Below are 24,752 nucleotides of genomic sequence, written 5' to 3' on the forward strand. Positions count from 1 at the left end.
ACCGGAGGTGCACCGATTCAAAACGTCGGGCCGCGCAGCGCATCGACGCCGCACGATACCGTGAGCGGACGCACGGCGCGTTCCCGCCTACGAATACCCGCAATATCGACACGTGCCCCTTACGCTAAAGCTCCTTATTTGCAGACAACTTGAGCTTGATCAAAGTCTTGACGTGCGAACCCTCGGGGTCGGAGCCAACCCGTGCTTCGAAAACATTGCATATGCATGGTTTATCCCGAGGTTTATCGGGTTCGTGGCCATCCGCATGCGCTCACGACTGCCCAGGCTTCAGCGGAAATTGGCAAGCCGGCGGGATGGATGATGGCGAAAAATGCGAATGGGTTGCAATATCAGTTGCGCGCGCAACTGATATTCCCGGAAAGAAGACATAAACCATACATGCGTTCCGAAATTCGACACGATAGGTCGCGGGACCTTGCGAAGGCCTCTCGCCGAAATCTCGAAGTTTGTGATTACTAGCGTGAGAAGCTAATGCCGGCACGATAAAAGACCGGATTACGAAAAATTACCGAGGGGAGATGAAGAGGCGGGGAAATGCGTGGAAGCGCTCGGACGAGGTGCCTCGTCGAGGGTATCGTCGCTTGTCGTGGTCGGAGGAAAGCGCGTGACGATGCGAGATGCGTCGCCCCGCATGATGCCGTCGAACCCGCCGCAGCGATTCGACGCGATGTGATGCGATGCGCGGCGCGCATGCATCACATCATGCCGGGTCATGCGACAGGTCAATCAATCCGGTGGCGGCATGTCGGGCGGCGGAGGCGGTGTATATCCGCGATTGCCGCCATAAGCACCGCCCTGGTAGCCCGCGTTCGGCGGCGGTCCGCCATACGCGCCGCCACCATAGCCACCGCCGTTGCCACCATAGGCCCCGCCGCGCACGCGGCCCGGCACCGGCACGCGATCGCCGGCCGCGTACATGCATTGCATGTACGCGTAGTCGTAACGACGCTGCACGTCGTAAGCCGAGCCCTGCGCGGTACCCATGCCGACCACGCTGCCCGCCAGCAAGCCGGCACCCGCGCCGACCGCCGCGCCGCGTCCGCCGTTGAAGGCCGCGCCGGCCGCCGCGCCGAGCGCGGTGCCGATCGCCGCGCTGCCGACCGCGCTCGCGGTGGCCGCCTGGTTGGCCGACACGCCGCCGACCTGGTTGGCGGCGTACTGACGGCAGTTGCCGTCGTCGACCTGGAACTGGTCGAAGCTCTTGCCGGTGCCGGGCAAGGCCATCACGCTGGGTCCGGGCGGCATCACCGCGCAGGCGCTCAGCAAGCCGACGCCGGCCGCGGCGAACGCCCAGCGCCCGCCATTGCGAATTTCGAATCTCATGGCTCGCCTCGTCATCATTGCGGCGGCCGGGCCGGCACTTCACGCCAGCCCGACGAACAGGTCTTCACATAGGGGTAGTAGCGACGCGAGGCGTTGCAGTAATACCAATAACCCGGCTGCAGCGGCGGCGCGCCGGCCTCGGGCGGCGGCGGCGCCGGTTCGGGCTGGCCCTGCTCGACATACTCGGGCGGCGGCGCCGGCTCGACCGGCACCGCGACCAGCGGCGGCGGCGCGTAGTAGATGGGCGGCGGTCCCCAATACGGCCCCCAGCCGGGACCCCAGCCTGGGCCGATGAACACTCCCACCCGCGCCGCATGGGCGGCACTCGTGGCGGTCACGGCGGCGATCGCCGCGACGCCGAGCACGATCTTCAGTTTGCTCACTTCACGCTCCGGGATACACGGGACACTGGCCCCGCGATTGTCGATACCCGAGACGCTACTCGCGCGTGCCGCGACTTCAATTACGAGTCTGCGCAAGGATTTTGCCGGTCGTTACAAGCGTGTCGAGATGATGGCGGAATGGTCTTTCATCGTTCGATCCGCATTACCCGGTAACGCGCGGAAATATTTGGGAAGGCGACCCGGCATGCCAGCTCGGCGGCTTCGTCAGCGCAGTGGAAGCGATACGACAGGCAAGCGAAAATACCCGCCCGCCGCCGCTGCTTCGCACTGCATATGGCTCGCCCGATGCCGCGCTGTCGCAGCCTCGCGCCTTGCCCCGCCACCCTCCCGGATATAGCGGTTGATTGCCGCAGGTGCGGCGCGCCACCGCACCCAGGCCCTCGCTGATCGGCCGCCATTTTTTTGATGCTTATCAAAGCGTTATCTCGATATTGATCGAGAGCAGGAAAACTGCGCGCACAAAGTGCGACGAGTTGGCACATTTCACCGAGGAATCGCGATCCCGATACTGCCCACATCCCCGGTGCCGCGACGTATCGCGCGGCGAAGGGAGGGCCGCCCGGCACCCGCCCGCGGCCGTCGCACGATCGGTCACACGCTCATGGAAACCGCCCTGTCTGCCCTGGATCTGGCCCGCCTGCAGTTCGCCTTCACGGTCTCGTTCCACATCGTCTTCCCCGCCCTCAGCATCGGCCTCGCGAGCTTCATCGCGGTACTCGAGTATCGATGGCTGAAGACCGGCGAGCCGCACTACAAGACGCTTTGCCTCTACTGGTCGAAGATCTTCGCGGTGGCCTTCGGGATGGGCGTGGTATCGGGCGTGGTGATGAGCTACGAGTTCGGCACCAACTGGGGCGGCTTCTCTAGCTTCGCCGGCGCCGTCACCGGCCCGCTGCTGATGTACGAGGTGATGACCGCCTTCTTCCTCGAGGCCGGCTTCCTCGGCATCATGCTGTTCGGCTGGAACCGCGTGAGCCCGCGCGCCCACTTCGGCGCGACCCTGATGGTGGCGATCGGCACCCTGATCTCGACCTTCTGGATCCTCGCCTCCAACAGCTGGATGCAGACCCCGCAGGGTTTCGAGATCGTCGACGGCCGCGTGGTGCCGACCGACTGGCTCAAGATCATCTTCAATCCCTCGTTCCCGTACCGGCTCGCCCACATGGCGATCGCGGCCTTCATCGTCGCCGCGCTGGTGGTGGCCGCCACGGGCGCCTGGCACCTGCTCAAGGGCCGCCGCGACAAGACCGTCACCACCATGTTCTCGATGGCGCTGGGCCTGCTGCTGATCCTCGCGCCGATCCAGGCGGTGGTCGGCGACCAGCACGGCATCAACACGCTCAAGTACCAGCCGGCCAAGATCGCCGCGATCGAGGGCCTGTGGGAAACCGAGCAGGGCGGCACCGCGCTGAACCTGTTCGGCATCCCCGACATGCAGGCCGAAACCACCCATTACGCGCTCAAGGTGCCGCACCTCGGCAGCCTGATCCTCACGCACAGCTGGGACGGCGAGATCCGCGGCCTGAAGAGCTTCCCGGCCGAGGACCGGCCGAACTCGACCCTGGTGTTCTGGACCTTCCGCGTGATGGTCGGCCTGGGCTTCGCGATGATCGGCCTGGCACTGGCCGGCTGGCTGCTGCGCCGCCGCGGCCGCCTCTACGAGGCGCGCTGGTTCCACAAGCTCGCGCTGGTGATGGGGCCGACCGGCTTCATCACGCTGCTGGCCGGCTGGATCACCACCGAGGCCGGCCGCCAGCCCTGGGTCGTGTACGGCGTGATGCGCACCGCCAACGCCGCCTCGCCGCTGACCACGCAGCAGGTCGGGCTGTCGCTGCTGACCTTCATCTGCGTCTACTTCCTGGTGTTCGGCACCGGCATCTACTACCTGCTGAAGCTGATCAATGCCGGCCCGGCGCTGCCGGATGCGCCGCAAGGCCCGCACGGCGACGACGGCGGCAAGCGCCACGGCGAGCAATCGGGCCGCCGCCCGCTGTCCGCGCCCGAGCAGATGATCGACGCGGCCTGAACGCCTCGGCCACGACAGAACACGCACAAGGAACCATCATGGACATCACCGTCATCTGGGCAGCGATCATCGCGCTCGGCCTCTTCATGTACGTGGTGCTCGACGGCTTCGACCTCGGCATCGGCATCGTCTTCCCCTTCTTTCCCGACGAACGCGAGCGCGACCTGATGATGAACACCGTCGCGCCGGTCTGGGACGGCAACGAGACCTGGCTGGTGCTGGGCGGTGCCGGGCTGTTCGCGGCCTTCCCCGTCGTCTACTCGACGGTCTTGTCGGGGCTCTACCTGCCGCTGATCTTCATGCTGGTCTGCCTGATCTTCCGCGGCGTGTCCTTCGAGCTGCGCGCCAAGGCGCGCCGCACCAAGCATCTGTGGGACCTGGCCTTCATCGGCGGCTCGGCCGGCGCGACCTTCTTCCAGGGCATCGCGCTGGGCGCCTACCTGCAGGGCATCCCGGTGCGCGACGGCCAGTTCGCCGGCGACCCGTTCGGCTGGCTCAGCGCCTTCTCGCTGCTGACCGGGCTGGGCCTGGTGGCCACCTACGCGCTGCTCGGCTGCTGCTGGCTGGTGGCGAAGACCGAGGGCGACCTGCAGCGCCGCCTGCATCGCGTGGTGCTGCCGCTGACCCTGGTGCTGCTGGCCTTGATCGGCATCGTCAGCCTGTGGACGCCGCTGCAGGAGCCCGCCGTGGCGCAGCGCTGGTTCGGCTCGGGCCTGTTCGTCTACCTGATGCCGGTGCCGTTCCTGGTGGTGGCCTGCGGGGCCTGGATGGTTCGCGCGGTGCGCCAGCGCCGTGATACGCTGCCCTTCGTGCTCGCGCTGGCGATCGTCGCGCTCGGCTACATCGGCCTGCTGGTGAGCCTGTTCCCGTATGCGATCCCGCGCAGCGTCACGATCTGGCAGGCGGCCGCGCCGCATTCGAGCCAGGTCTTCACCCTGGTCGGCGCGGCCGTGATCATCCCGATCATCATCGCCTACACGACCTTGGGCTACTGGGTATTCCGGGGCAAGATCCGCCATGAAGACCAGCACTACTACCACCACTGAACACCGCGCCGCCGCAGCCGGCGGCAAGCGCCGACTGCCGGGCTGGCTGTGGTTCGTCCTGCTCTGGATGGGCGGCGTGGCCGGCGCGGTCGCGCTCGGCTACGCCTTCAAGATCTTCATGAACCTGACGCTGTTCGCCGTCACCAGGTAGGCCCGGGCGCTTCGGCGCCGACGCCGCGGCGCGCCGCTCAACGCAGGAACGGCGCGATCTCCTCGGCGGCCTCGCCGAACCGTTCCTGCAGGAAGTCGAGCAGCGCGCGCACCCGCGGCGCCAGGTACTGGCTGCGCTGGAACAGCGCGTGCACCGGCATCTCGGGGCAGCGCCACTCGGGCAGCAGCATCACCAGCCGCCCCGCGCGCAGATCCGCGCCCACATCCCAGATCGACTTCATCACCGCGCCGCGTCCCTCGATCGCCCATTCGCGCGCCAGCGCGCCGTCGTTGGTCTGCCGGGCGCGCGCCAGCGGCGCGCTCACCTGCACCGTCTCGCCCTCGCGCGAGAACTTCCACTGGTTCGCCACCCCCGCCGAGGAGCTGAGCAGCACGAAACGATGCTCGCCGAGTTCCTCGGGATGGCGCGGCGCGCCATGCTCGGCCAGGTAGGCGGGCGAGGCGCACAGCACGCGGCGGTTGTCGGCCAGGCGCTTGGCGACCATGCCGCTGTCGGCCGGCACGCCGAAGCGGATCGCCAGGTCGATGTCGTCGTGCAGCAGGTTCGACAGCGAATCGGCCAGCACCAGGCTCAGCGCCACCTGCGGATGCAGGTCGTTGAATTCGTCGAGCCAGCGGCGCAGCACCACGCGACCGAAATCCGAGGTCGCCGACACGCGCAGCGCGCCGCCGATCGAGGCGCGCCCGAGCTGCAGCGCGCTGCGCGCGTCGTCGAGCGTCTGCAGCGCGTGCTGGCAATGCGCGAGATAGAGCCGCCCCTCGTCGGTCAGGCGCAGCTTGCGCGTCGAGCGCTCGAACAACTGCGTGCTCAGCGCTCCCTCCAGCTTGATCAGCCGCGCGCTGGCCGCCGCCGGCGAGAGGCCGAGCTTGCGGCCGGCCGCCGACAGGCTGCCGAGGTTCGCGGCTTCCACGAAGAGACGGATGTCGCCGAGATTGTCCATGCTGGCGGGTCGCGTGATGGCGGGAGCGTGATCGGGCCGGGCACGGCAGCGCCCGGGCGGCGCCGCGCAGCGCTTCGGCGCGGCAGGGGCATGGTAACGCGACGCGCGCGCCACACGAACGGGCGCGCGGGAGAAATCGGGCGGGCCTCGCATCCATGCGCGGCCCGCCCTTCGCCCTTGCCTCGCCTCAGGCGATCGCGCCGCCGCCGTCGACCAGCACGGTCGAGCCGGTCGCATAAGGCGTCGCGGCGAGATAGACGATCGCGTTCGCGACATCCTCCGGCTGCCCCACGCGCCTCGCCGGCAGGCGCGCCGCCGCGCCCGCGTACATCTTCTCGCGCGCGGCCTCGTCGAGCTTCGACCACAGCGGCGTCGCGATCATCCCCGGCGAAACGGTATTGACGCGCACCGGCGACAGCTCCAGCGCGAGGCCGCGAGCCAGCGCCTCGAGCGCGGCATTGATCGCCCCCTGCAGCACCGACGCGCTGCTCGGCCTCACGCTGAGGAAACCCGAAACCAGCGTGAGCGAGCCGCCCTCGCGGATCCGCGCCGCCCGCGCGACGCGATAGGCGCCCCAGAACTTGCTGTCCATCGCGGCCTGCGCGTCCTTCAGTTCGAGACCGCGCACCGGGCCGGTGGCCGTCTGCGCCGCCGACACCACCACATGGTCGAACTCGCCCGCCGCATCGAGGAAGGCGCGCACGCTCGCCTCGTCGGTGATGTCCATCACGCCGGTGCGCACGCCCTGGCCGATGCGCGCCGCGCTGGCGGCCAGCTTGCCGCTGTCGCGCGAGACGATGGTCACCGTCGCGCCGCGTTCGACGAAGGCGCGCGCCGCCGCCTCGCCGATGCCCGAGCTGCCGCCCACCACCAGTACCTGCTTGCCGTCGAAATTCATGATGCCTTCCTCCCTTCGATGATTGCCGATGGACGCCCGCCCGGGCGCCCTTGCGATGCGCCCTGGTTCAGGGCTTCACGACGCCCAGTTGCCGCAGGAACGTCAGGTTGTCCTCCAGATGCCAGTTCTCGGCGATCCGGCCGTCGCGGATCCGGTAGATGTCGGTGGCGATGAAGTCGACCGGCTGGCCCTTGCCCTGCACGCCCTGGAAGCTGCCGCTGAAGTGTCCGCGAAAGCGCAGGTGCGTGATCACGCGGTCGCCGGCCACGATCATCTGCTCGACCTCGGCATGCACGTCGGGCACCGCGGCATGAAACCCCTTCGAGGCCGCCAGCGGCCCGGCCAGGCCTTGCGGCCGACCCGGCGGCAAGGTGCGGTCCATGAAGTCGGGGGCAAGCGCCTCGCGTGCCTGTGCCTCGTCGCCGGTGGTCCAGAACGTGTCGTAGAGCCGGGCCGCGCGAATCTGCGCGGCCAGTTGTTGCGGCGGCAGGCTATGGTCGACGATCAACTGCCTGGGCTGCACCAGTTGATCGTCGCCGTTCGAGGCGGCGATGGCCGGCGACGCGAAGGTCGTCGTCAACGCCAGGGCCGCGGCTGCCAGCCCCGCGCGGGCAGGTATCGATCGGGTTTTCATCCTGGATTCCCTCCTTGTTCCATCGCTCGTGAACTTCGCGAATCGTGATTCGAGAGCCGCGCGCCGCTCAGCGGGCCAGCGCCGGGTAGTCGCTGTAGCCGCGCTCGTCGCCGCCGAACAGCGTGGCGCCGTCGAAATCGGCCAGCGGCAGGCCTTCGGCGAGCCGTCGCGGCAGGTCCGGATTGGCGACGAACTTGCGTCCGAACGCGATGAAATCGGCATAACCGTTCGCCAGCACCCAGTTGGCGCGCTCGAGGTCGTACTTGCCCGCCACGATGATCGGCCGCGCGAAGCGCTCGCGGATCTCGCGGCGGAAGCTTTCGGTGAATTGCGGGGCATCGTCCCAGTCGGCCTCGACCAGGTGCAGGTAGGCGATGCCGCGCGCCTGCAGCCAGGCCGCCGCGTCGAGGATGGTCGGCAGGATGTCGGGGCAGGCCATGCCGCGCGCGGTCAGGAACGGCGCGAGGCGGATTGCGGTGCGCTCGGCGCCCACTTCCGCGGCCACCGCGTCGACCACCTCCTGCAGGAAGCGCAGGCGGTTCTCGCGCGAGCCGCCGTATTCGTCCTCGCGTCGGTTCGAGGTGGTGCGCAGGAACTGATCGACCAGGTAGCCGTTCGCGCCGTGGATCTCGACGCCGTCGAAGCCGGCCTCGATCGCCCTGCGCGCGGCCTGGCGGAAGTCCTGCACGATCTGCCGGATCTCCTCATGGCGCAGCTCGCGCGGCGTCGGGCAGTCCACCATCGCGCCGATGCCGGTGGCCGGATCGACCTTCCAGATCTGGCCGTCGAAGGGCACCGCCGAGGGCGCCACCGGCAGTTCGCCGCCGTGGAAATCGGGATGCGACATGCGCCCGACGTGCCACAGCTGCAGGAAGATGCGGCCGCCCTCGGCATGCACGGCATCGGTCACCAGGCGCCAGCCTTCGCGCTGCGCATCGCTGTGGATGCCGGGCGTGAACGAATACCCCTTGCCCTGCGGCGTGATCTGGCTGGCCTCGGTCACGATCAGCGCCGCCGAGGCGCGCTGCGCGTAGTAGCGCGCATTCATCGCGTTCGGGATGTCGCCGGGCTGGGTGCTGCGGGCACGCGTCATCGGCGCCATCACGATGCGGTGGGCGGTGTCTCGACCGGCCAGTCTGGCGGGATTGAAAAGTTCTGCAGTGCTCATGATCGATGTGTTCCTGGTGAGAAGTGGATCGGTCTGGATTCGGGTTTGGGAAGACGGAAGCGGCCTGCGCGGGGCTCAATGCGCGGCCGGGCCCAGCGCGGTGACGAATTCGAAGGCGACGCCGGGCGCGAGCGCCACGAACAACTGCAACTCGTTCGACAGCGGCACTTCGCTGAGCTGGTAGCCGATGCCGCGATGGTCCAGGCGCTCGACCAGGGCATGCCATTCGTCGCGATCCTCGATGCGCAGCGCGACATGATCGATGCGCGGCACGCTGCGCGCGGCCGTGGCCGCCACGGTGGCGCGCACCACGTGGATCACCGGGCGGCCGGCGGCATAGAACCAGCCGCCGTCCACCGCGAACGGCGGACGCGCGCCGCGCGTCAGGCCGACCACCTCGGCCAGGAAGCGGCAGGTGCTGTCGAGCTGGTCGGTGACGATGGTCGCGTGATCGAGTTGCATGATTCGCCCTGGGCGGTGAAGAACTGGTGCCCATTCTGAATACGGCGGTCGATATTGATAATTAGGCCAACGCTTGAAGTATTTTCAAATTTTTTGGAAAGATCGCGGAGGCCGAGCAAGCGACGGGCGACGGAAGGGAAAAGCGGGAGGGAGGAGCGAGGCTTCGGGCGAATGCCGAAGCGCTCGAGATCGAGGCAGGCGAGGATGCAGGGCGCAGGGCGCGCCGCTGTTCGACGATATCGAGGCCGGCCGGCTCACCGCGCCGGCCGCGCCTCGTCTCAACGGTGACGCGCGACCACGGCGGCGTCGAGCACTCGCTCGATATCGCCGAGCAGGCGATCGAACCAGCGACGCAGCGAGCCATTCGAGAGCGAACGCGGGATCGACCACGCCACCGCCTTGTAGACCTCGTTGCGACGCACCTTCGAGGCGCGGCCCGGCTCGATCCAGTTCGGGTTCGACACCAGCAGCCGCAAGGTCATCAAGCCGATCACGATCGGCCAGATGCAGGCCAGCCGCAGCCGCATCGCGCGCGGCGGGATCGCGAAGGTGTAGTCGATGCCGGCACGGTAATGCGCCAGTGCGACGCGCACCAGGTCGAACATCACCGGACGCGCGAGCTGCGAGGCATCCTGGCCGAGCAGGTCGCCGGGCGCGATGCGCCCGCGCGCGAGGCGATCGGCGGGCAGGTAGCAGCGGCCGATCCGCAGGTCCTTGGCCGCATCGCGCAGCACGTTGGTGAGCTGCAGCGCCTTGCCGAAGCGGATCCCGAGCGCCTTCATCTCGTCGGCATCGCGCTTCACCACGCCGGGCTCGTGCAGGAAGGTCATGGTGGTCCAGAACTCGCCGACGCAGCCGGCCACCATGTAGGTGTAGCGATCGAGCGCGGCATCGTCGGGCAACGCGACCAGTTGCCCCGATGTTTCGTCCGGGAACGTGACCAGGTCGAATTCCATGCCCTCGCTCAGCGTCGTGACGATGCCGCGCACGGCCGCGCGATCGGCGTCGTCGAGCTGCGCCAGGATCCCGAGCGCCGGGCCCAGCGACTCGAGCAGCACCTTCTCGTCGGAATCGGTCTGCTGGCCCGCCACCTCGGCGGCGATGCTGCGCAGCGCGGCCTCGTCGGGCCGGCCATTGACCTGCGCGCGCAGCGACAGCAGCCATTCGAGGCGCCGCGCCGGCGGCAGCAGCGAAGTGTCGGCGATCGTGTCGGCCGCGCGGGCCAGCAGATAGGCCAGGCCGATCGGATCGCGCATGCCGACGGGCAGCACGGCGAGCGTCAGGTAGAACGAGCGCGATACCCCTTTCAGCAGGGGGCCGAGCAGGAACGCGCGGGAAGCTTGGGTCATGCGATATGGGATCAGTCGTGAATTCCGGGCTGCCGCATTGTAGCCGGCAATGCGGCCGGGGCTGTGGCGGGAGGGCGTTGACGGTTTATGCGCAAAAAGTTTTATTTTTTTAGTGCGGTAAAAGTCGCGCCTTCCGGCTTCACGACTCGGGCTCAGGCGTTGATCGTGGCCTCCGCGTGCGCCACGCTCTCCAGCACCCAACAAACCCAGAAATCCTTCTCGACGTTCTGCACTGCCGTGCCCAGGCGCGCCGCCGTCCCCACGAACAAATCGCGACGGCTCGCATCGCTCGCCGCGATCACTTCCCGAAATGCCTCGTTCACCCAAGCCCTCCGCCATCGACTGGCGGCGCCGTGTTTTCAATCGGCTGTCCCGGCGACGCCCAATTGGCGAGAGTCAATGATTTCCGGATTCAAACTCAGGAGCGAACGCAAGAATTCCTGTATCCAGGTCGGCAAATACGCAAAACCCTGAGCAAGATCAGCCGCAATGGCCTTCCCATGCTTCGAATCCGCGAGCACTGAGCGGAGCCGGGCACGAACCCGGTCGCCGTCGTCGGGCAGGCTGTCCTTGAGCCAATGGAGCGCCTGCACGACCCGCATCGCGGGCCGTCCAGCCCAGTAGAGACGGCTCGGAGCGGTCTGCTTGAAGTCGATCAGGAGGTTGTCCAGTCGAATGGACCGGCGACGAGCATCGGTATGAATGGTCACGCGAGCGGGAACCGCATCGGTCAACCCAAGGTCGTTGGCTGCCGTCATGCCGTCGACCAGCAATCGCAGTTGGTCGCGACGGGCGATCGCGTCGAGCACGGCGCGGTAGTCGGGCGTCGTCGGCCGCCTGGTCAGTGGATTGAACGACGGCAAGCCATACAGCCCTCGATCGATACGGCACAGGTCACCACTGGCGACCAGGCGCTGCAAGGTCTTGTCTACCACGTCGCGCGAGCCCAGATGCGCGAAATCGGCGGGCACCCAGACAGAGCCAGGAGCCGCGGCAGCTACGAGCGAAACGATACGAGCGCTGATGTTCGACATGTCGAAGGACCGATTTGTCCGAAATTTGTAGTTCTTTTTCGGACAAAAATCAAGCAAAAATTGTCCGGGGAAATGCTACAAATTTCGGACAATTTTCGAAGAAAGGCCTCAGGCGATTTGCTTCGCTCTCCGCTCCCCCACCGCGATGCGTACAATCGCACCCATTTGAACCCAAGGTGGTGCCGACGATGGCAATGAAGAAGACGGATCTGGAAAAGAACAAGGCGCTGAAGCTGACGCAATCGATGAAGGCATCGAGCTCGCAGCGCTTCGGCAAGGGCGCGACCGACACGGCCGCGCTCGACCGGCGCGAGCGCCGTCGCATCGAGCAGGCGCAAGGCCTGGTGCCGTTCGCCTGCAAGCTCAATGTCGAGCTGGTTGCGGACCTGCAGAAGCAAGCGGCCGATCATCCCGAAGGCATGACCGGCCTGTTGACCGAGCTGCTGACGGCCGGCCTCGCGCAACGCGCGCAATAAGGCCGAAGCCGGCGGCCCGCAGCCAGCCTGGCTGCCGGGCACCGGCCCCTTGCGGGCCCGGCGAGTCCCCCCTCGCGCCGCGGCCCCGGCCTTCCGATACGCGGCACGACCCTTTCGGCCAGGCTCGCCGCGCTTACCTCCCCTCACGCCACCGCCGGAAAATCCAGCGTCGTATCGTTGGCGCGATTCACTAGGTTGGTGAACGTGATCGACGCGATCGCCAGGCTGACCTCGATCACCTGACGTTCCGTGAAGCCGGCCGCGATGAAGTGGTCGAGTTGCTCGGCCGGCACCGTGCCGCGCGTGCTCACCACGCTGCGCACATAGGTCACCAGCGCGTCGCGCTTCACGTCGCCGGTCGGCTCGCCGGCGCGGATCTGGCGCATCGCTTCCGGCGACAGCCCGGCGAACTTGCCGGCCAGCGTATGGGCGGCGATACAGTAGTCACAGCCGGCGTTCTCGCTGACGGCGAGCTTGATCGTCTCGATCTCGGCCTTGCTCAGCGTGCCGCCGGCCAGGATCGCGTCGATGCCGAGCATGGCGGCCAGCGCTTCGGGATGGTGGGTGCCGATCGTCGCGTAGGCGTTCGGCACCTTGCCGACGGCCTTGCGGATCTTCGTGAACAGTTCGGCGGTGCTGCCGGTTGCATCGGCGACGGCGAGGGTGGACAGACGGGACATGGTGCGCTCCTGGTTTCAGTGGGTCGTCACGGCTGTGACGGTGAAGCCAGTTTAGGCGCGTCAGGCGAGTTGATTAATGCTCGCATCTCGCATATTCATGCTCGTTCGTCTCATCACATCCACCCTCACGTCACATCAATCCCAGCCGCCCGCCAGCGCCCGGTAGAGATCGACGCTCGCCTGCGCGCGCCGCATGCGCCCTTCCACGGCGGCATCCTCCGCCTGCAGCCTCGCGCCTTGCGCGTCGAGCACCTCGTAATAGCCGATCGCGCCCGCCTCGAAACGCGCGCGTGCCAGTTGCACGGCCCGCGTGCTGTCCGTCGCGGCCTGGTCCAGATGGCCGCTCTCCTCGCGCGTGCGGCCCACGTGCAGCAAGGCGTTCTCGGTGTCCTCCAGCGCCAGCAGCACGGTCTGCCGATACTGCGCCAGTTGCCCGGCCGCATCGGCGCGGCTGGCGGCGATCCGCGCGCGCACGCGCCCCACGTCGAGGAAGGACCAGTCCACGCCCAGCGCGGCCAGATGCGTGTCGCTGCCCGCGCCGAACACGCCGTAGCCGGCCGTCGCGCTGCCGAGCAGGCCCGATAGCGTGAAGCGCGGGAACAGGTCGGCGGTGGCGACGCCCACCTGCGCCGTTGCGGCATGCAGGCGCGCCTCGGCGGCCGCGATATCGGGCCGGCGGCGCAGCAACTCGCCCGGCGTGCCGGGGTCGAGCGTCGCCGTCAGCGCAGGTAGTGCGGCGGGCGTCTCGAGTTCGGCGATCAGTGCCTCCGGCGCCTGCCCTGTCAGCACCGCGAGCCGATGCTGGTCCACCCCGACCGCCGCCTGGTAGAACGCGATCCGCGAGCGGGTCGATTCGAACTGCGAACGAGCGCGCGCGGCATCGAGTTCGGAACCGCGCCCGGCCGCCACGCGCGCCTCGACCAGCGCCAGCGTGCTGCGCTGGTTGTCGACGTTCTCGCGCGCCACGGCCAGGCGCGTCTGCGAGCCGCGCAGATCGACATAGGCCGAGGCGACATCCGCCGCGATCGCGACGCGCACCGCGCGCAGGTCGGCCGCGCTCGCCGCCGCCGAGGCGCGCTGCGATTCGACGCCGCGACGCACGCGCCCGAACAGGTCGAGCTCCCACGAGGCATTGATGCCGCCGCTGGAAATCGCCGTGTCGCGCTGGTCGCGCGGCGCGCCGAAGGCCTGGCTGCGGCTCAGCAACTGGCGCCCCACCTGGCCGCTCGCGGTGATCGTCGGCAACAGGTCGAAGCGCGCCTCGCCGAGCAGGGCATTGGCCGCGTCGTGGCGCGACACGGCGAGCTTCACGTCCTGGTTGGCGTCGAAGGCCATCGTGATCAGCCGGCTCAGTTGCGCATCGCCGAAGCCCTGCCAGAAGGCCAGATCGGCATCGCGGCCGAGCGGCTTCGACGACGGCTCCGACGCGGCCGACGCGGCCGGCGCATCCACCGAACTCGCCGGCTTCGTCACGCTCGCGTCCGCGCGCGCATAGCGCTCGGGCAGCGCCAGCTCGGGCCGCCGGAAATCGTGGCCCACCATGCAGGCCGACAGCCAGCAGGCCAGCCCGGTCGCCGCGGCGAGCCGGGTCAAACGCAGGTGCCCGCTCATCGACGATCTCCTTCCAGCGTGGCCGGATGTTCGCTCCAGCTGGCCGGCTTCCGGTGCGCGAGCTTGCGGATCGCGACATAGAACACCGGCGTGAGGAACAGCCCGAACAGCGTGACGCCGAGCATGCCGGCGAACACCGTCACGCCGGTGGCCGCGCGCACCTCGCTGCCGGCGCCATGGCCGAGCAGCAGCGGCACCGATCCGGCGATGAAGGCGATCGAGGTCATCACGATCGGGCGCAGCCGCAGGCGGCAGGCCTCGAGCGCGGCCTCGACGGTTTCCATGCCCTGGATCTCGAGCTCGCGCGCGAACTCCACGATCAGGATCGCGTTCTTGCAGGCGAGCCCCATCAGCACCACCAGGCCGACCTGCACGAACACGTTGTTGTCGCCGCCGGACAGCCACACGCCGAACAGCGCGGCGCACAGGCAGACCGGCACGATCAGGATCACCGCCAGCGGCAGGGTCCAGCTCTCGTAGAGCGAGGCCAGCACCAGGAACACCAGCATCACCGCGAGCGGGAACACCACCAGCGCGGCCTGACTCTGCGTGACCTGCTGGTAGCTGAGGTCGGTCCATTCGAGCCGGATGCCGGGCGGCAGCACCTCCTTGGCGATGCGCTCCAGCGTGGCGATGGTCTGCGCCGACGACAGCACGCGCGGGTCCGCCTCGCCGATCAGGTCGGCTGCCGGATAACCGTTGTAGCGGATCACCGGATCGGGTCCGAACGACGGCGTGAGTGTCACCATCGAGCCGACCGGCACCATCTCGCCGGCCGCGTTGCGCACCCGCAGGCTGCCGATGTCGGCGGCCGTCTGGCGATAGTTCGAATCGGCCTGCACCATCACGCGATAGACGCGCCCGAAGGCGTTGAAGTCGTTCACGTAGGCCGAGCCGAGATAGACCTGCAAGGTGCTGAACAGCTCGGTCAGCGCCACGCCCTGGGCCTTGGCCTTGATGCGGTCGACCTTCACCTCGATCTGCGGGATATTGGCCTGGTAGGTGCTGACGGGATAGTGCATGCCCGGGGTCCTGGCCACCGCGGCCTGGAACGCGCCGAGCGCGCCCTGCAGCGCGCCGTAGCCGAGCCCGGCGCGATCCTCCAGATACAGTGCGTAGCCCGAACCATTGCCGAGGCCCTGGATCGGCGGCGGCAGCAGCGCATAGGCGAAGCCGTCCTTGATCGCGCCGAAGCGCGCATTGAGCTCGGCATTGATCTGCGCGGCGCTGCGGCGGCGCTGGTCGAAGGGCTTGAGGATGATGTAGGAGTTCGTCACGTTGGGCGTGTTGACGCTTTGCAGCGCGTTGAGCCCGGCATAGGCGGGCACCGAATCGATGCCCTCCACGCCGTGCGCGATCTCGATCATGCGGCGCGTCACCGCCTCGGTGCGCGCCAGCGAGGCGCCCTCGGGCAGCTTCGCGCCGGCGAACAGGTAGAGCTTGTCCTGCACCGGGATGAAGCCGCCGGGCACGGCATGGAACAGCCAGCCGGTGCCGGCGAGCAGCAGCGCATAGATCGCGAACACGCCGCCGCGCCGCCCCAGCGTGCGCGCCACCACGCCGTGGTAACGCGTCGAGCTGCGCTCGACGAGCCGGTTGAACGGCCGGAACAGCCAGCCCAGCGAACGCTCGAGCACGCGCGTAAGCGCATCGGGCGGCGCGTCGTGCGGCCGGAGCAGGCGCGCGGCCAGCGCCGGCGAGAGGGTCAGCGAGTTGATCGCGGAGATCACCGTGGAGATCGCGATGGTGACCGCGAACTGCTTGTAGAACTGCCCCGTCACGCCGGACAGGAAGGCCATCGGCACGAAGGCGGCGCACAGCACCAGCGCGATCGCCACGATCGGTCCGCTGACCTCGCGCATCGCCTGGCCGGCGGCCGCGCGCGGCGGCAGGCCCTGCGCGATGTTGCGCTCGACGTTCTCGACCACCACGATCGCGTCGTCCACCACGATGCCGATCGCCAGCACCAGGCCGAACAGCGTGAGCGTGTTGATCGAGTAGCCGAGCACGTAGAGCCAGGCGAAGGTGCCGACGATCGACACCGGCACGGCCACCAGCGGGATGATCGAGGCGCGCCAGGTCTGCAGGAACAGGATCACCACCAGCACCACCAGCACCACGGCCTCGATCAGCGTGTGCTGCACCGCGCGGATCGATTCGCGCACGAACACGGTCGGGTCCCACACGGGCTTGTAGGCCAGCCCCGCCGGAAAGCGCGTCGACAGCTCGTCGAGCCGCGCGTAGACGGCCTTCGCCACCGCCAGCGCATTCGCGCCCGGCGACAGGAAGATGCCGATGGTGGCCTGGTGACTGCCGTCCAGGCGCGCGTCGAGCGTGTAGTCGCCGGCGCCCAGTTCGATGCGCGCCACGTCGGCGAGCTTGACCACCTGGCCGTCCTCGCCGTTCTTCAGCACGATCTCGCCGAACTCGCGCGGCGAGCGCAGCCGGCCGCGCACGTTGATCGGCACCAGCGAATCGCGCCGTGCCGCCGAAGGCTCGGCGCCGAGCTGACCGGCCGAGACCTGCACGTTCTGCTCGCGCACCGCGGCCAGCACGTCGTTGGCCGTCAGGCCGCGCGAGGCGAGCCGGTTCGGGTCGAGCCAGATGCGCATCGCGTAGTCGCCCGAGCCGTACAGCTCGACGTCGCCGATGCCGGGAATCCGCGACAGCTCGTCCTTCACGTGCAGGGTCGCGTAATTGCGCAGGTACAGCGAGTCGTGGCTGTTGTCGGGCGAGTAGAGGCTGGCGTACATCAGCGGCGTGGGCGACTGCTTCTGGGTGGTCACGCCGTATTGCCGGACCTCGTCGGGCAGGCGACTGAGCGCCTGGCTGACGCGGTTCTGCACGCGCACCGCCGCCGTGTCGGGATCGACGCCGGGCAGGAAGGTGATCACCACCTGCAGGCTGCCGTCGGAGCCGGCCACCGACTTCATGTACATGATCCCCTCGACGCCGTTGATCGCCTCCTCCAGCGGCTCGGCGACCGATTCGGCGATGTCCTTGGGATTGGCGCCGGGGTAGGTCGCGCGCACCACCACGCTGGGCGGCACGACCTCGGGATATTCGCCGGCCGGCAGGATCGGGATGGCGATCAGGCCCAGCGCGAAGGTGATGACCGACAGCACGATCGCGAAGATCGGCCGGTCGATGAAGAACCGCGAGATATTCATGGCAGTTCCCCGCTCAGGACCGGGACGCGGCGGAAGCCGCCGCCGGCGAGGCGGCCAGCGGCGCGGGCTTGATCGGCGCGCCGGGGAAGGCGATGCGCTGCACGCCGTCCACCACCACGCGCTCGCCGCCGCGCAGGCCGGCCTCGATCACGCGTTCGCCGCCGATCTCGCGGCCGATCTTCACGTCGCGCCGCTGCGCGCGGTTGTCGGCGCTGACCACGTAGACGTAGCGGCGATCCTGGTCGGCCAGCACCGCCTTGTCGTCGACCAGCAGCAGCGTGTCGTCGCGGCCGCTGCCGAGCTGCACGCGCGCATAGAGGCCGGGCGTGAGCCGCCGCTCGGGATTGGCGAGCCGCACGCGGGCGCGGATCGTGCCGGTCGCCGGATCGACGCGGTTGTCCTGGAAGTCGATGCTGCCCGCATGCGGAAAGCCGCTCTCGTCGGCCAGCCCGACATGCACCGCGCGGCTCGCGCCGATCGCCGGCTGGCCGGCGTCGCCGCCTTGCGCCGTGTAGCGCAGGTAGCTCTGCTCGTCGCAATCGAAATACACGTAGACCGGGTCCTGCGAGACGATGCTGGTCAGCAGCGTCTGGTCGGCGCGCGCCAGGTTGCCGACCGTCAGCGCGGCGCGTCCCGCGCGCCCGGCGATCGGCGAGCGCACTTCCGTGTAGTCGAGATCGAGCTTCGCCTCGTCGACCGCGGCCTGCGCGGCATGCAGGTCCGCCTCGGCCTGCGCGGCGGTGGCCTGCGCGTTGTCGAGCTCCTCCTGCGAGGTCGCGTGCGAGCTCATCAAGGCGCGCACCCGAGCGAGCTGCACCCCGGCCAGTTGCAGGGCCGCCTGCGCGCGCTGGCGCTGTGCCTCGGCGCGATCGAGCGCGATCCGGTAGGGGCGCTGGTCGATCACGAACAGCACCGCGCCGGCCGCCACCGTATCGCCTTCGCGATAGGCCAGCCGCTGCAGGTAGCCGCTCACGCGCGGACGCAGTTCGACCGCGTCGATCGCCTCGACGCGGCCGTTGAACTCGTCGGTGAGGCGCACCGCGCGCGGCGCGACCGTCACGAAGCCCACTTCGGGCGCGGGGGGATTGCCGGGGGAAGCCGGGCGCTGGCAGGCGGCCAGGGCCGGCAGGAGAAGACTGGCGAGCAGCCATGTGCGCCAGGCGCACGCGGGCTTTCGCCGAAACTCGGGGCGAGTCGCGGACATCGTCGAACCTTGAGGAGTAGACTGGCGGGCAGTCTAGAAGCTCAAGTTAACTTGAAGTAAAGCGAAATTTCAGGGAGGCTCGAATGACCGTCCAACGCGAGACCCCGGACCCGCTGATGCCGATCAGCGAGGTGGCCAAACGCAGCGGCGTGGCCGCCTCGGCGCTGCGTTTCTACGAATCGCGCGGGCTGATCGAATCGGTGCGGCAGGGCAGCAGCCGGCGCTCGTTCCCGCGCTCCTCGCTGCGCCGCATCGCTTTCATCGTGTTCGCGCAGCGCATCGGCTATTCCCTGGACGAGATCGCCGAGCAACTGGCCAGCCTGCCCACCGCCAAGCTGCCGGCCAATCGCGACTGGCAGCGGCTCTCGGCAGGATGGAAGCAGCGCGTGAGGGACAAGATCGAGGAGCTGGAGCGGCTCGATATCGACCTGGACCACTGCATCGGCTGCGGGTGCCTGTCGCTCAAGCGCTGCAAGCTGACCAACCCCAACGACCGGGCCGCGCGCTCGGGGCCCGGCGCGCGGCGCTGGCTCGGCGATCCGCCGCCGGAGGATCTGCCGCCGGTAGTCGCCGCGGATGCCGAACGCGGCGAGGACTGAATTCAGGCCGCGACCGTCGGCTCCTGCGCGCCGCGCCGCCCGCGCATAGGCACACCCGTCCTCGACTGCCGATAGACGCGCCTGGCCAGCTCCAGGAAGGCCGTCATCGCGCTCGACACATAGCTGTCCTCACGACGCACGAACAGCGTCTCCACCATCGCCAGCTCGCGCGGCAGGCGGTGGATGGCGACGTCGCCGGCGGTCACCGCGTCGGCCACCACGCCCTTGGGCAGCAGGGTGATGCCGACGCCTGCCGACACGCAGTTGACGATCGCGTCGAGCGAGCCGAATTCGAGCGGCCTGGCCACCACGATCCCCAATCCCGCGAGAAACGCGTCGAGCCGCTGGCGATACGAGCAGCCGAACTGGAACACCACCGTCTTCAGGTCGCGCGCGCCGGGCAGGTCCTTCAGGGTGCGGATCGCCGGGCTGGTCACCAGTACCAGCTCCTCGGTGAACACCGGCTCGACGTGCAGGGCCGGATGCCGGATCGGCCCGGCCACGAAGGCGCCGTCGAGCCGGTAGTCGATCACGTCCTGCATCAGCCCGGCGGTGGTGCCGGCGCTCACCACCAGCCGCACGTCGGGCCAGGTGCGCGCGTATTCGGTCAGCAGCGGCGACAGGCGCAGCGCCATGGTGGTTTCGAGCGTGCCCAGCGTGAGCGTGCCGGTCGGCTCGCCGCTGTCGGTGGCCGCGGCGCGCGCCTCCGACACCAGTTGCGAGATGCGGCCGACGAAGGGCAGCATGCGCTGCGCGGCCGGCGTGATGGTCACGCCGCGCGCGTGACGCTGGAACAGCGCCACGCCGAGTTCGTCCTCGAGCGCGCGGATCCGCGCGGTCACGTTCGACTGCACCGTGTGCAGCTCCGCCGCCGCCTTGTTCATGCTGCCATGGCGGGCGACGGCTTCGAAGGTCTTCAGGTCGGCTATGTCCATGATCGTCAGGAGTACGCGTGAAAACGTGCAGGCGCCGCGCGGGCTATCGATGAAGCGATTGTAGCGAGGCGGCCCGCGCGCCGGGTAACGGGAAATCAGCATAACAGCTATCTCGATTCCAGATATCCCTTATCTCGACAAATCAGTTCTGAGGATCGGTGATCGCGCGTACGCTGCGGCTATCGAATCGAGTGAAGGGAATGCTTATGGAACGCGCCGTCGACTCCCCCGCCCACGCGAGGCGCGAGACGCCCGGCGTGAGCCTCGGGCGGGCCACCCTGTCCGGCTTCAGCGCCAGCCTGGTCGGCATCGGCCTGGCGCGCTTCGCCTATACGCCGCTGCTGCCGGCGATCGTCGACGCGCACTGGTTCGCGCCCTCGCTGGCCGCCTATCTCGGCGCGGCCAACCTGGCGGGCTACCTGGGCGGCGCGCTGGCGGGCCGCGCGCTGGCCGCCCGGGCCGGCGTCACGCTGACGCTGCGCACCATGATGCTGCTGGCCACTCTCGCCTTCGTGGCCTGCGCCTGGCCGCTGTCCTTCAGCTGGTTCTTCGCCTGGCGTTTCCTGGCCGGTATCGCCGGCGGCGCGCTGATGGTGCTGGCCGCCCCGACCGTGCTCGCGCACGTTCCGGCCTCGCGCCGCGGCCTGGCCGGCGGCGTGATCTTCATGGGCGTGGGCGTAGGCGTGGTGGCCTCGGGCACGGTCGTGCCGCTGCTGCTGCAGCGCAGCCTGCAGGACACCTGGCTCGGGCTGGCCCTGCTCTCGCTGGTGCTGACCGCGCTGGCCTGGCACGGCTGGCCGCGCGAGACGGCGCCACGCGCCGCCGCGCCGGCGAGGCATCGCCGCACGAGCACGCCGCGCCCGCTGCGCGCGCTCTACGCCGAATACGCGCTGAACGCGGCCGGCTGGGTGCCGCACATGATCTTCCTGGTCGACTACGTCACGCGCGGCCTCGGCCAGAGCCTGCAGGTGGGCGCCGAATACTGGGTGCTGTTCGGCGTCGGCGCCACGCTGGGGCCGGTGCTGGCCGGCGCGCTGGCCGACCGGATAGGCTTCGGCCACGCGCTGCGCCTGGCCTTCGTGCTCGAGATCGGCGGCGTGGCGATTCCCGCGCTCGGGCTCGGGCCGTTCTGGCTGATGCTGTCGAGCGTGGTGGTCGGCGCCTTCGTCACGGGCACCGTGCCGCTGGTGCTGGGGCGCCTGCACGAGCTGCTCGCCCATCATCCCTCGCGGCAGGACCCGGCGTGGCGCACCGCCACGGTCGGCTTCGCGCTGTGCCAGGCGCTCGCCGCCTACGGCCTGTCCTACGTGTTCTCGCAGAACGGCGGCGACTACCGCATGCTGTTCGCGATCGGCACCGCGGCGATGGTGCTGGCGCTCGCGATCGACCTCGTCGCCGGCATCCAGGCCCGCAAGGCCTGAGCCCCGCACGGCTCACCCAAGGAAGACGCCACCATGTCCCGCCCCGCCGCCGCTCCCGAGCTCGCCGTCCCGCCCGTTTCCACCCAGCCGCCCGAGGCGCGCGCCTACGTCGAGCGCAACGCCGCCTACTGGCGCCGCAACCTCGCCGTCTGCGTGTTCGGCTCGTTCACCACCCTGGTGAGCCTGAGCATGCTGCTGCCCTTCCTGCCGCTCTATGTCGAGCAGCTCGGCGTGCATTCGCCGGCCGGCATCGTGCAGTGGTCGGGCGTGGCCTTCGGCGCGACCTTCTTCGGCACGGCGATCACCGCGCCGCTGTGGGGGCGCCTGGCCGACCGCTACGGCCGCAAGCCGATGCTGGTGCGCGCCGCGCTCGGCATGGCGGTGGTGATGTCGCTGATCGGCATCGCGCACAGCGTCGCGCAACTGGTGGCGCTGCGCCTCGCGGCCGGCCTGATCGGCGGCTACGCCTCGGCCTCGATCGTGATGGTCGGCACCCAGGCGCCGCGCGAGCGCGCCGGCTGGGCGCTCGGCGTGCTGTCCACCGGCGCGCTCGCCGGCAACCTGGTGGGGCCGCTGGTGGGCGGCTTCCTGCCGGGCCTGGTCGGCATTCGCGGCACCTTCTTCGTGGGCGGCGCGATGATCGCGGTGGCCGCGGCGGCCACCATCGGCCTGGTGCGCGAGGATTTCGACCGGCGCATCGACGCGCGCCGCCACGGCGCCGGTGCCACGAAGGCCGGCCAGGCCGCCTTGCCTCGCGCCGCCGGCCGCGCCGCGCTCGGCGCGCTGCTGCTGACCGCCATGATGGTGCTGCTCGCCAACATGTCGATCGAGCCGATCATCACCGTCTACATCGGCCAGCTCGGCGTGGCGCATGCCGCGCTGGCGCGCACCGCCGGCATCGTGATGGCCGCCTCGGCCTTCGGCAGCATGCTGACCGCGCCGCGCCTGGGCGCGCTGGCGGATCGCATCGGCGGCTGGCCGGTGATCATCGGCTGCCTGCTGGTGACGGGCCTGGTGATGCTGCCGCAGGCCTTCGTCACGCACTGGTGGCAGCTCGCCGTGCTGCGCGGCGCGATGGGCATGTCGCTGGCCGGCCTGCTGCCGGCGATCGCCAAGCTGGTGCGCCATTCGGTCGAGGAACACCGCTCCGGCAGCGTGCTCGGCTACCTGCAGTCGGCGCAGTTCTCGGGGCAGGTGGTGGGGCCGCTGATCGGCGGGCAGATCGGCGCGCATGTCGGGCTGCATGCGGTGTTCTTCGTCACCAGCGCGCTGCTGGTGCTGTGCGCGGCGCTGAATGCCTGGATCCACTTCCGGGGCCGGATCGCCAGTTCGGTGGCACGCTGAGGCAGACTGCGGCGGCGTTCGGCGATATCGCTCCGAATCGGCGCAAATCTCGCGCCCCGCCCGGCATTGCTGCGTCGCACGAATTATTTTTTTCGGGCTTGGCGCGGGACTATTGACGTGCGATAACCGGGTTATCCCTTAGTCACCCGGAGCAAGACGATGGCCACGCTCGAGGCGTTCCGCTCGGTGCTCGACGACGCGCACACGCCGGAAATCATCCGCAACCACATCATCGATTCGCTGCAGTACGCGCTGCGCAACTACGGCCAGGTGTTCACCACCAAGGAAGTGGAATGGCTCAGCACCTGGGACGATCCGCGCATTCCGCTGGCGGCGCGCAAGGAGATCGCCAAGCGCGAGCCGGCGCACGCCGACTGAAGCATTGGGGCTGAAGCACCGGGGCTAAAGCATTGAGGCAGCGGGTCGGCCGTGCCGCGCGCACGAGCCGGCCCGCGCATCGGCCGCCGCCTGCGCCGCCGATGCGCCACGAGGGCCCGCGCCGTCCATCGGCGCGGGCCCTCGCGTTCATTTGAGCCCGAAGTCGACGCGCGTGGTCGCGCCCTTGTCCTCGATGCCCTTGGCGTCGAGCCTGGGCGCCACGATGAACATCCGGCTCGCATCCACCTTGCCGTCCAGGTACTGGCGCACCGCCTGCGCGCGTTGCTGGGCCAGCTCGCGCAGGGCCGCGTCGTCGGCCGGCGCATGCGCCTCGAGCGCGGCCTTCATGTCCGCGTCGGGCAGCGTCTTCTGCATGCCGATCAGGTTGCGCGGCTTCTTGAAGTCGGCCGCCTTGTAGGCCTTGGTCAGGTACTTCGTGTATTCCTCCGGCGTGACCTTGACCGTCATCGGGTCGATGCTCTCGCCCTGCCCCACCACGTCCTTGAGCTTCTGCTGGCGCACCAGGCGCTCGACATAGGCATCGCGCAGGCCCGGCGCGTCGCGCGCGGGATCGACGCGGCCCGTCAGGTCGAGGCGGATCGAGGGCTTCTCGGCCAGCATCTTCGAGATGGTGTCGAGCTTCTGCCTGGAGGCGTCGGTGAGCGTGGCCACGCCCGGCGCGAATTCGACGTAGCCGAGCTCCTCGCCGTTGCCGCCGAAGGCGCTGGCGATCAGCGAGAACGGCGCCGTCACCGCCTTCTTCAGCAGGTTCAGCACGGCATGCCAGATCAGCCCGCCGATGCTGAACTCGGGGTTCGACAGCGAGCCCGACACGGGGATGTTCACGTCGATCTCGCCGCGCGAGTTCTTCAGCAGCGAGATCGCCAGGCGCACCGGCAGCTTGGTGGCCGTGTCGTTGTCGATGTGGTCGCCGAAGGTGAGCTGGTCGATGAAGATGTGGTTGTTGGCGCTGAGCTGGTCGTCGGCGAGCTGGTAGTGCAGGTCGACGTTGAGCTTGCCCTTGGTGATCGGGTAGCCGGCGTACTTCGCCGAGTAGGGCGTCAGGTTGGTCAGCTCGATGCCGTGCGCCGAGGCCGTCAGGTCCAGCGCCGGCTTGGCGATCAGCGGATTGACCGAGCCCTTGATCGAGATCGGGCCGTTGCCGGCCAGGCTGGCCGCGATGTCGACCGGCGCGCTGGTCTGCGAATCGGTACCGAACGCGCCCACCGTGCCCTTGATCGCCACCAGGTCGGCCGTGTAGTTCGGGCGGATGAAGTTGTCGGTATAGGTGACGCGGCCGTCCTGCAGCACCAGTTCGCCGAAGCGCATCCGCACCGGCTGGCTCGGCGCCGGCGCGGCCTTCACCACCACGCTCGGCACCGAGGCCGGCAGCGGCGCGGCGGCGCCCGAGGCGGCGTTGGCCGAGGCCAGCGTGCCGGCCACGCTGGAGGCGGCCG

The 24,752-nt window shown here is 69.1% G+C and carries 24 protein-coding genes; 8 read left to right on the top strand and 16 right to left on the bottom strand.

What is annotated here, in order from left to right; all coding sequences use genetic code 11:
- Positions 1-747 precede the first annotated feature (747 nt).
- Both F3J18_RS09975 and F3J18_RS09980 read right to left on the bottom strand, forming a co-directional pair.
- Positions 748-1,344, bottom strand: coding sequence for a YMGG-like glycine zipper-containing protein (locus tag F3J18_RS09975; protein WP_166912709.1), 597 nt, complete (start codon positions 1,342-1,344; stop codon positions 748-750).
- A gap of 14 nt (positions 1,345-1,358) precedes the next feature.
- Entirely contained in the window at positions 1,359-1,727 is a 369-nt protein-coding gene (locus F3J18_RS09980) for a hypothetical protein (protein ID WP_013691584.1), read from the bottom strand.
- Positions 1,728-2,349: 622 nt separating this feature from the next.
- On the opposite strand from F3J18_RS09980, the gene F3J18_RS09985 reads away from it, so the two are divergent.
- The 3 genes from F3J18_RS09985 to F3J18_RS09995 are packed head-to-tail and all read left to right on the top strand — an operon-like array spanning position 2,350 to position 4,971.
- Complete coding sequence (locus F3J18_RS09985) at positions 2,350-3,774, top strand: cytochrome ubiquinol oxidase subunit I (RefSeq protein ID WP_013691585.1); 1,425 nt, start codon at positions 2,350-2,352, stop codon at positions 3,772-3,774.
- 38 nt (positions 3,775-3,812) lie between these two features.
- Positions 3,813-4,820: a cytochrome d ubiquinol oxidase subunit II gene (gene cydB / locus F3J18_RS09990; protein ID WP_013691586.1), complete on the top strand. Its 1,008-nt coding sequence runs from the start codon at positions 3,813-3,815 to the stop codon at positions 4,818-4,820.
- Complete coding sequence (locus F3J18_RS09995; RefSeq protein ID WP_025099359.1) at positions 4,792-4,971, top strand: hypothetical protein; 180 nt, start codon at positions 4,792-4,794, stop codon at positions 4,969-4,971. The genes cydB and F3J18_RS09995 overlap by 29 nt, the downstream gene beginning before the upstream one ends.
- A 37-nt stretch (positions 4,972-5,008) precedes the next feature.
- Here F3J18_RS09995 and F3J18_RS10000 read toward each other — a convergent pair whose 3' ends face one another.
- The 8 genes from F3J18_RS10000 to F3J18_RS10035 all read right to left on the bottom strand — a co-directional run bounded on the left by F3J18_RS10000 (position 5,009) and on the right by F3J18_RS10035 (position 11,477).
- Complete coding sequence (locus tag F3J18_RS10000) at positions 5,009-5,932, bottom strand: LysR family transcriptional regulator (protein WP_166912710.1); 924 nt, start codon at positions 5,930-5,932, stop codon at positions 5,009-5,011.
- Between the two features lie 187 nt (positions 5,933-6,119).
- The gene (locus tag F3J18_RS10005) at positions 6,120-6,830 is read right to left on the bottom strand and encodes an SDR family oxidoreductase (RefSeq protein ID WP_029950627.1); all 711 of its coding nucleotides are present in this window, start codon (positions 6,828-6,830) and stop codon (positions 6,120-6,122) included.
- A gap of 67 nt (positions 6,831-6,897) precedes the next feature.
- Entirely contained in the window at positions 6,898-7,464 is a 567-nt protein-coding gene (locus F3J18_RS10010) for an ester cyclase (protein ID WP_166912711.1), read from the bottom strand.
- Positions 7,465-7,531: 67 nt separating this feature from the next.
- Positions 7,532-8,632, bottom strand: a complete 1,101-nt coding sequence (locus tag F3J18_RS10015) for an alkene reductase (protein WP_025099363.1) — start codon at positions 8,630-8,632, stop codon at positions 7,532-7,534.
- Between the two features lie 75 nt (positions 8,633-8,707).
- Complete coding sequence (locus tag F3J18_RS10020) at positions 8,708-9,094, bottom strand: VOC family protein (RefSeq protein ID WP_166912712.1); 387 nt, start codon at positions 9,092-9,094, stop codon at positions 8,708-8,710.
- Between the two features lie 278 nt (positions 9,095-9,372).
- Positions 9,373-10,443, bottom strand: coding sequence for a phytoene/squalene synthase family protein (locus F3J18_RS10025; RefSeq protein WP_025099365.1), 1,071 nt, complete (start codon positions 10,441-10,443; stop codon positions 9,373-9,375).
- Between the two features lie 152 nt (positions 10,444-10,595).
- Positions 10,596-10,766: a hypothetical protein gene (locus tag F3J18_RS10030; protein ID WP_205194325.1), complete on the bottom strand. Its 171-nt coding sequence runs from the start codon at positions 10,764-10,766 to the stop codon at positions 10,596-10,598.
- A gap of 36 nt (positions 10,767-10,802) precedes the next feature.
- Positions 10,803-11,477, bottom strand: a complete 675-nt coding sequence (locus F3J18_RS10035; RefSeq protein ID WP_205195372.1) for a DUF6088 family protein — start codon at positions 11,475-11,477, stop codon at positions 10,803-10,805.
- A gap of 188 nt (positions 11,478-11,665) precedes the next feature.
- Between F3J18_RS10035 and F3J18_RS10040 the strand changes: the two genes are divergently transcribed.
- Positions 11,666-11,953, top strand: coding sequence for a hypothetical protein (locus F3J18_RS10040; RefSeq protein WP_025099366.1), 288 nt, complete (start codon positions 11,666-11,668; stop codon positions 11,951-11,953).
- A 143-nt stretch (positions 11,954-12,096) separates the two neighbouring features.
- Here F3J18_RS10040 and F3J18_RS10045 read toward each other — a convergent pair whose 3' ends face one another.
- The 4 genes from F3J18_RS10045 to F3J18_RS10060 all read right to left on the bottom strand — a co-directional run bounded on the left by F3J18_RS10045 (position 12,097) and on the right by F3J18_RS10060 (position 18,618).
- On the bottom strand, positions 12,097-12,633 hold the full coding sequence (locus F3J18_RS10045) for a carboxymuconolactone decarboxylase family protein (RefSeq protein ID WP_036028655.1): 537 nt from the start codon (positions 12,631-12,633) through the stop codon (positions 12,097-12,099).
- A 135-nt stretch (positions 12,634-12,768) separates the two neighbouring features.
- Positions 12,769-14,244, bottom strand: coding sequence for an efflux transporter outer membrane subunit (locus F3J18_RS10050; RefSeq protein WP_166912713.1), 1,476 nt, complete (start codon positions 14,242-14,244; stop codon positions 12,769-12,771).
- Positions 14,241-17,414 (bottom strand): multidrug efflux RND transporter permease subunit, encoded by a 3,174-nt coding sequence (locus F3J18_RS10055; RefSeq protein WP_166912714.1) that lies wholly within the window; start codon positions 17,412-17,414, stop codon positions 14,241-14,243. The genes F3J18_RS10050 and F3J18_RS10055 overlap by 4 nt, the downstream gene beginning before the upstream one ends.
- 13 nt (positions 17,415-17,427) lie before the next feature.
- Positions 17,428-18,618, bottom strand: coding sequence for an efflux RND transporter periplasmic adaptor subunit (locus F3J18_RS10060; RefSeq protein ID WP_166912715.1), 1,191 nt, complete (start codon positions 18,616-18,618; stop codon positions 17,428-17,430).
- Positions 18,619-18,701: 83 nt separating this feature from the next.
- Here F3J18_RS10060 and soxR point away from each other — a divergent pair, with 83 nt between their 5' ends.
- Positions 18,702-19,217, top strand: a complete 516-nt coding sequence (gene soxR, locus F3J18_RS10065; protein ID WP_166912716.1) for a redox-sensitive transcriptional activator SoxR — start codon at positions 18,702-18,704, stop codon at positions 19,215-19,217.
- Between the two features lie 2 nt (positions 19,218-19,219).
- Here the strand turns inward: soxR and F3J18_RS10070 are convergent, their stop codons facing one another.
- The gene (locus F3J18_RS10070) at positions 19,220-20,152 is read right to left on the bottom strand and encodes a LysR substrate-binding domain-containing protein (RefSeq protein ID WP_166912717.1); all 933 of its coding nucleotides are present in this window, start codon (positions 20,150-20,152) and stop codon (positions 19,220-19,222) included.
- Between the two features lie 206 nt (positions 20,153-20,358).
- On the opposite strand from F3J18_RS10070, the gene F3J18_RS10075 reads away from it, so the two are divergent.
- The 3 genes from F3J18_RS10075 (at position 20,359) to F3J18_RS10085 (ending at position 23,295) form a co-directional block, all read left to right on the top strand.
- Positions 20,359-21,573 (top strand): YbfB/YjiJ family MFS transporter, encoded by a 1,215-nt coding sequence (locus F3J18_RS10075; RefSeq protein ID WP_166912719.1) that lies wholly within the window; start codon positions 20,359-20,361, stop codon positions 21,571-21,573.
- Positions 21,574-21,606: 33 nt separating this feature from the next.
- The gene (locus F3J18_RS10080; protein ID WP_205195374.1) at positions 21,607-22,917 is read left to right on the top strand and encodes an MFS transporter; all 1,311 of its coding nucleotides are present in this window, start codon (positions 21,607-21,609) and stop codon (positions 22,915-22,917) included.
- 159 nt (positions 22,918-23,076) lie between these two features.
- Positions 23,077-23,295, top strand: a complete 219-nt coding sequence (locus F3J18_RS10085; protein ID WP_013691600.1) for a hypothetical protein — start codon at positions 23,077-23,079, stop codon at positions 23,293-23,295.
- Between the two features lie 147 nt (positions 23,296-23,442).
- Here the strand turns inward: F3J18_RS10085 and F3J18_RS10090 are convergent.
- Positions 23,443-24,752 (bottom strand): DUF748 domain-containing protein (locus F3J18_RS10090; RefSeq protein ID WP_166912718.1); only part of this gene is annotated, 1,310 nt, incomplete at its 5' end.

The organism is Burkholderia sp. Ax-1720 (genome assembly GCF_011753035.1).
GTDB classification, from domain to species: Bacteria; Pseudomonadota; Gammaproteobacteria; order Burkholderiales; family Burkholderiaceae; genus Burkholderia; species Burkholderia gladioli.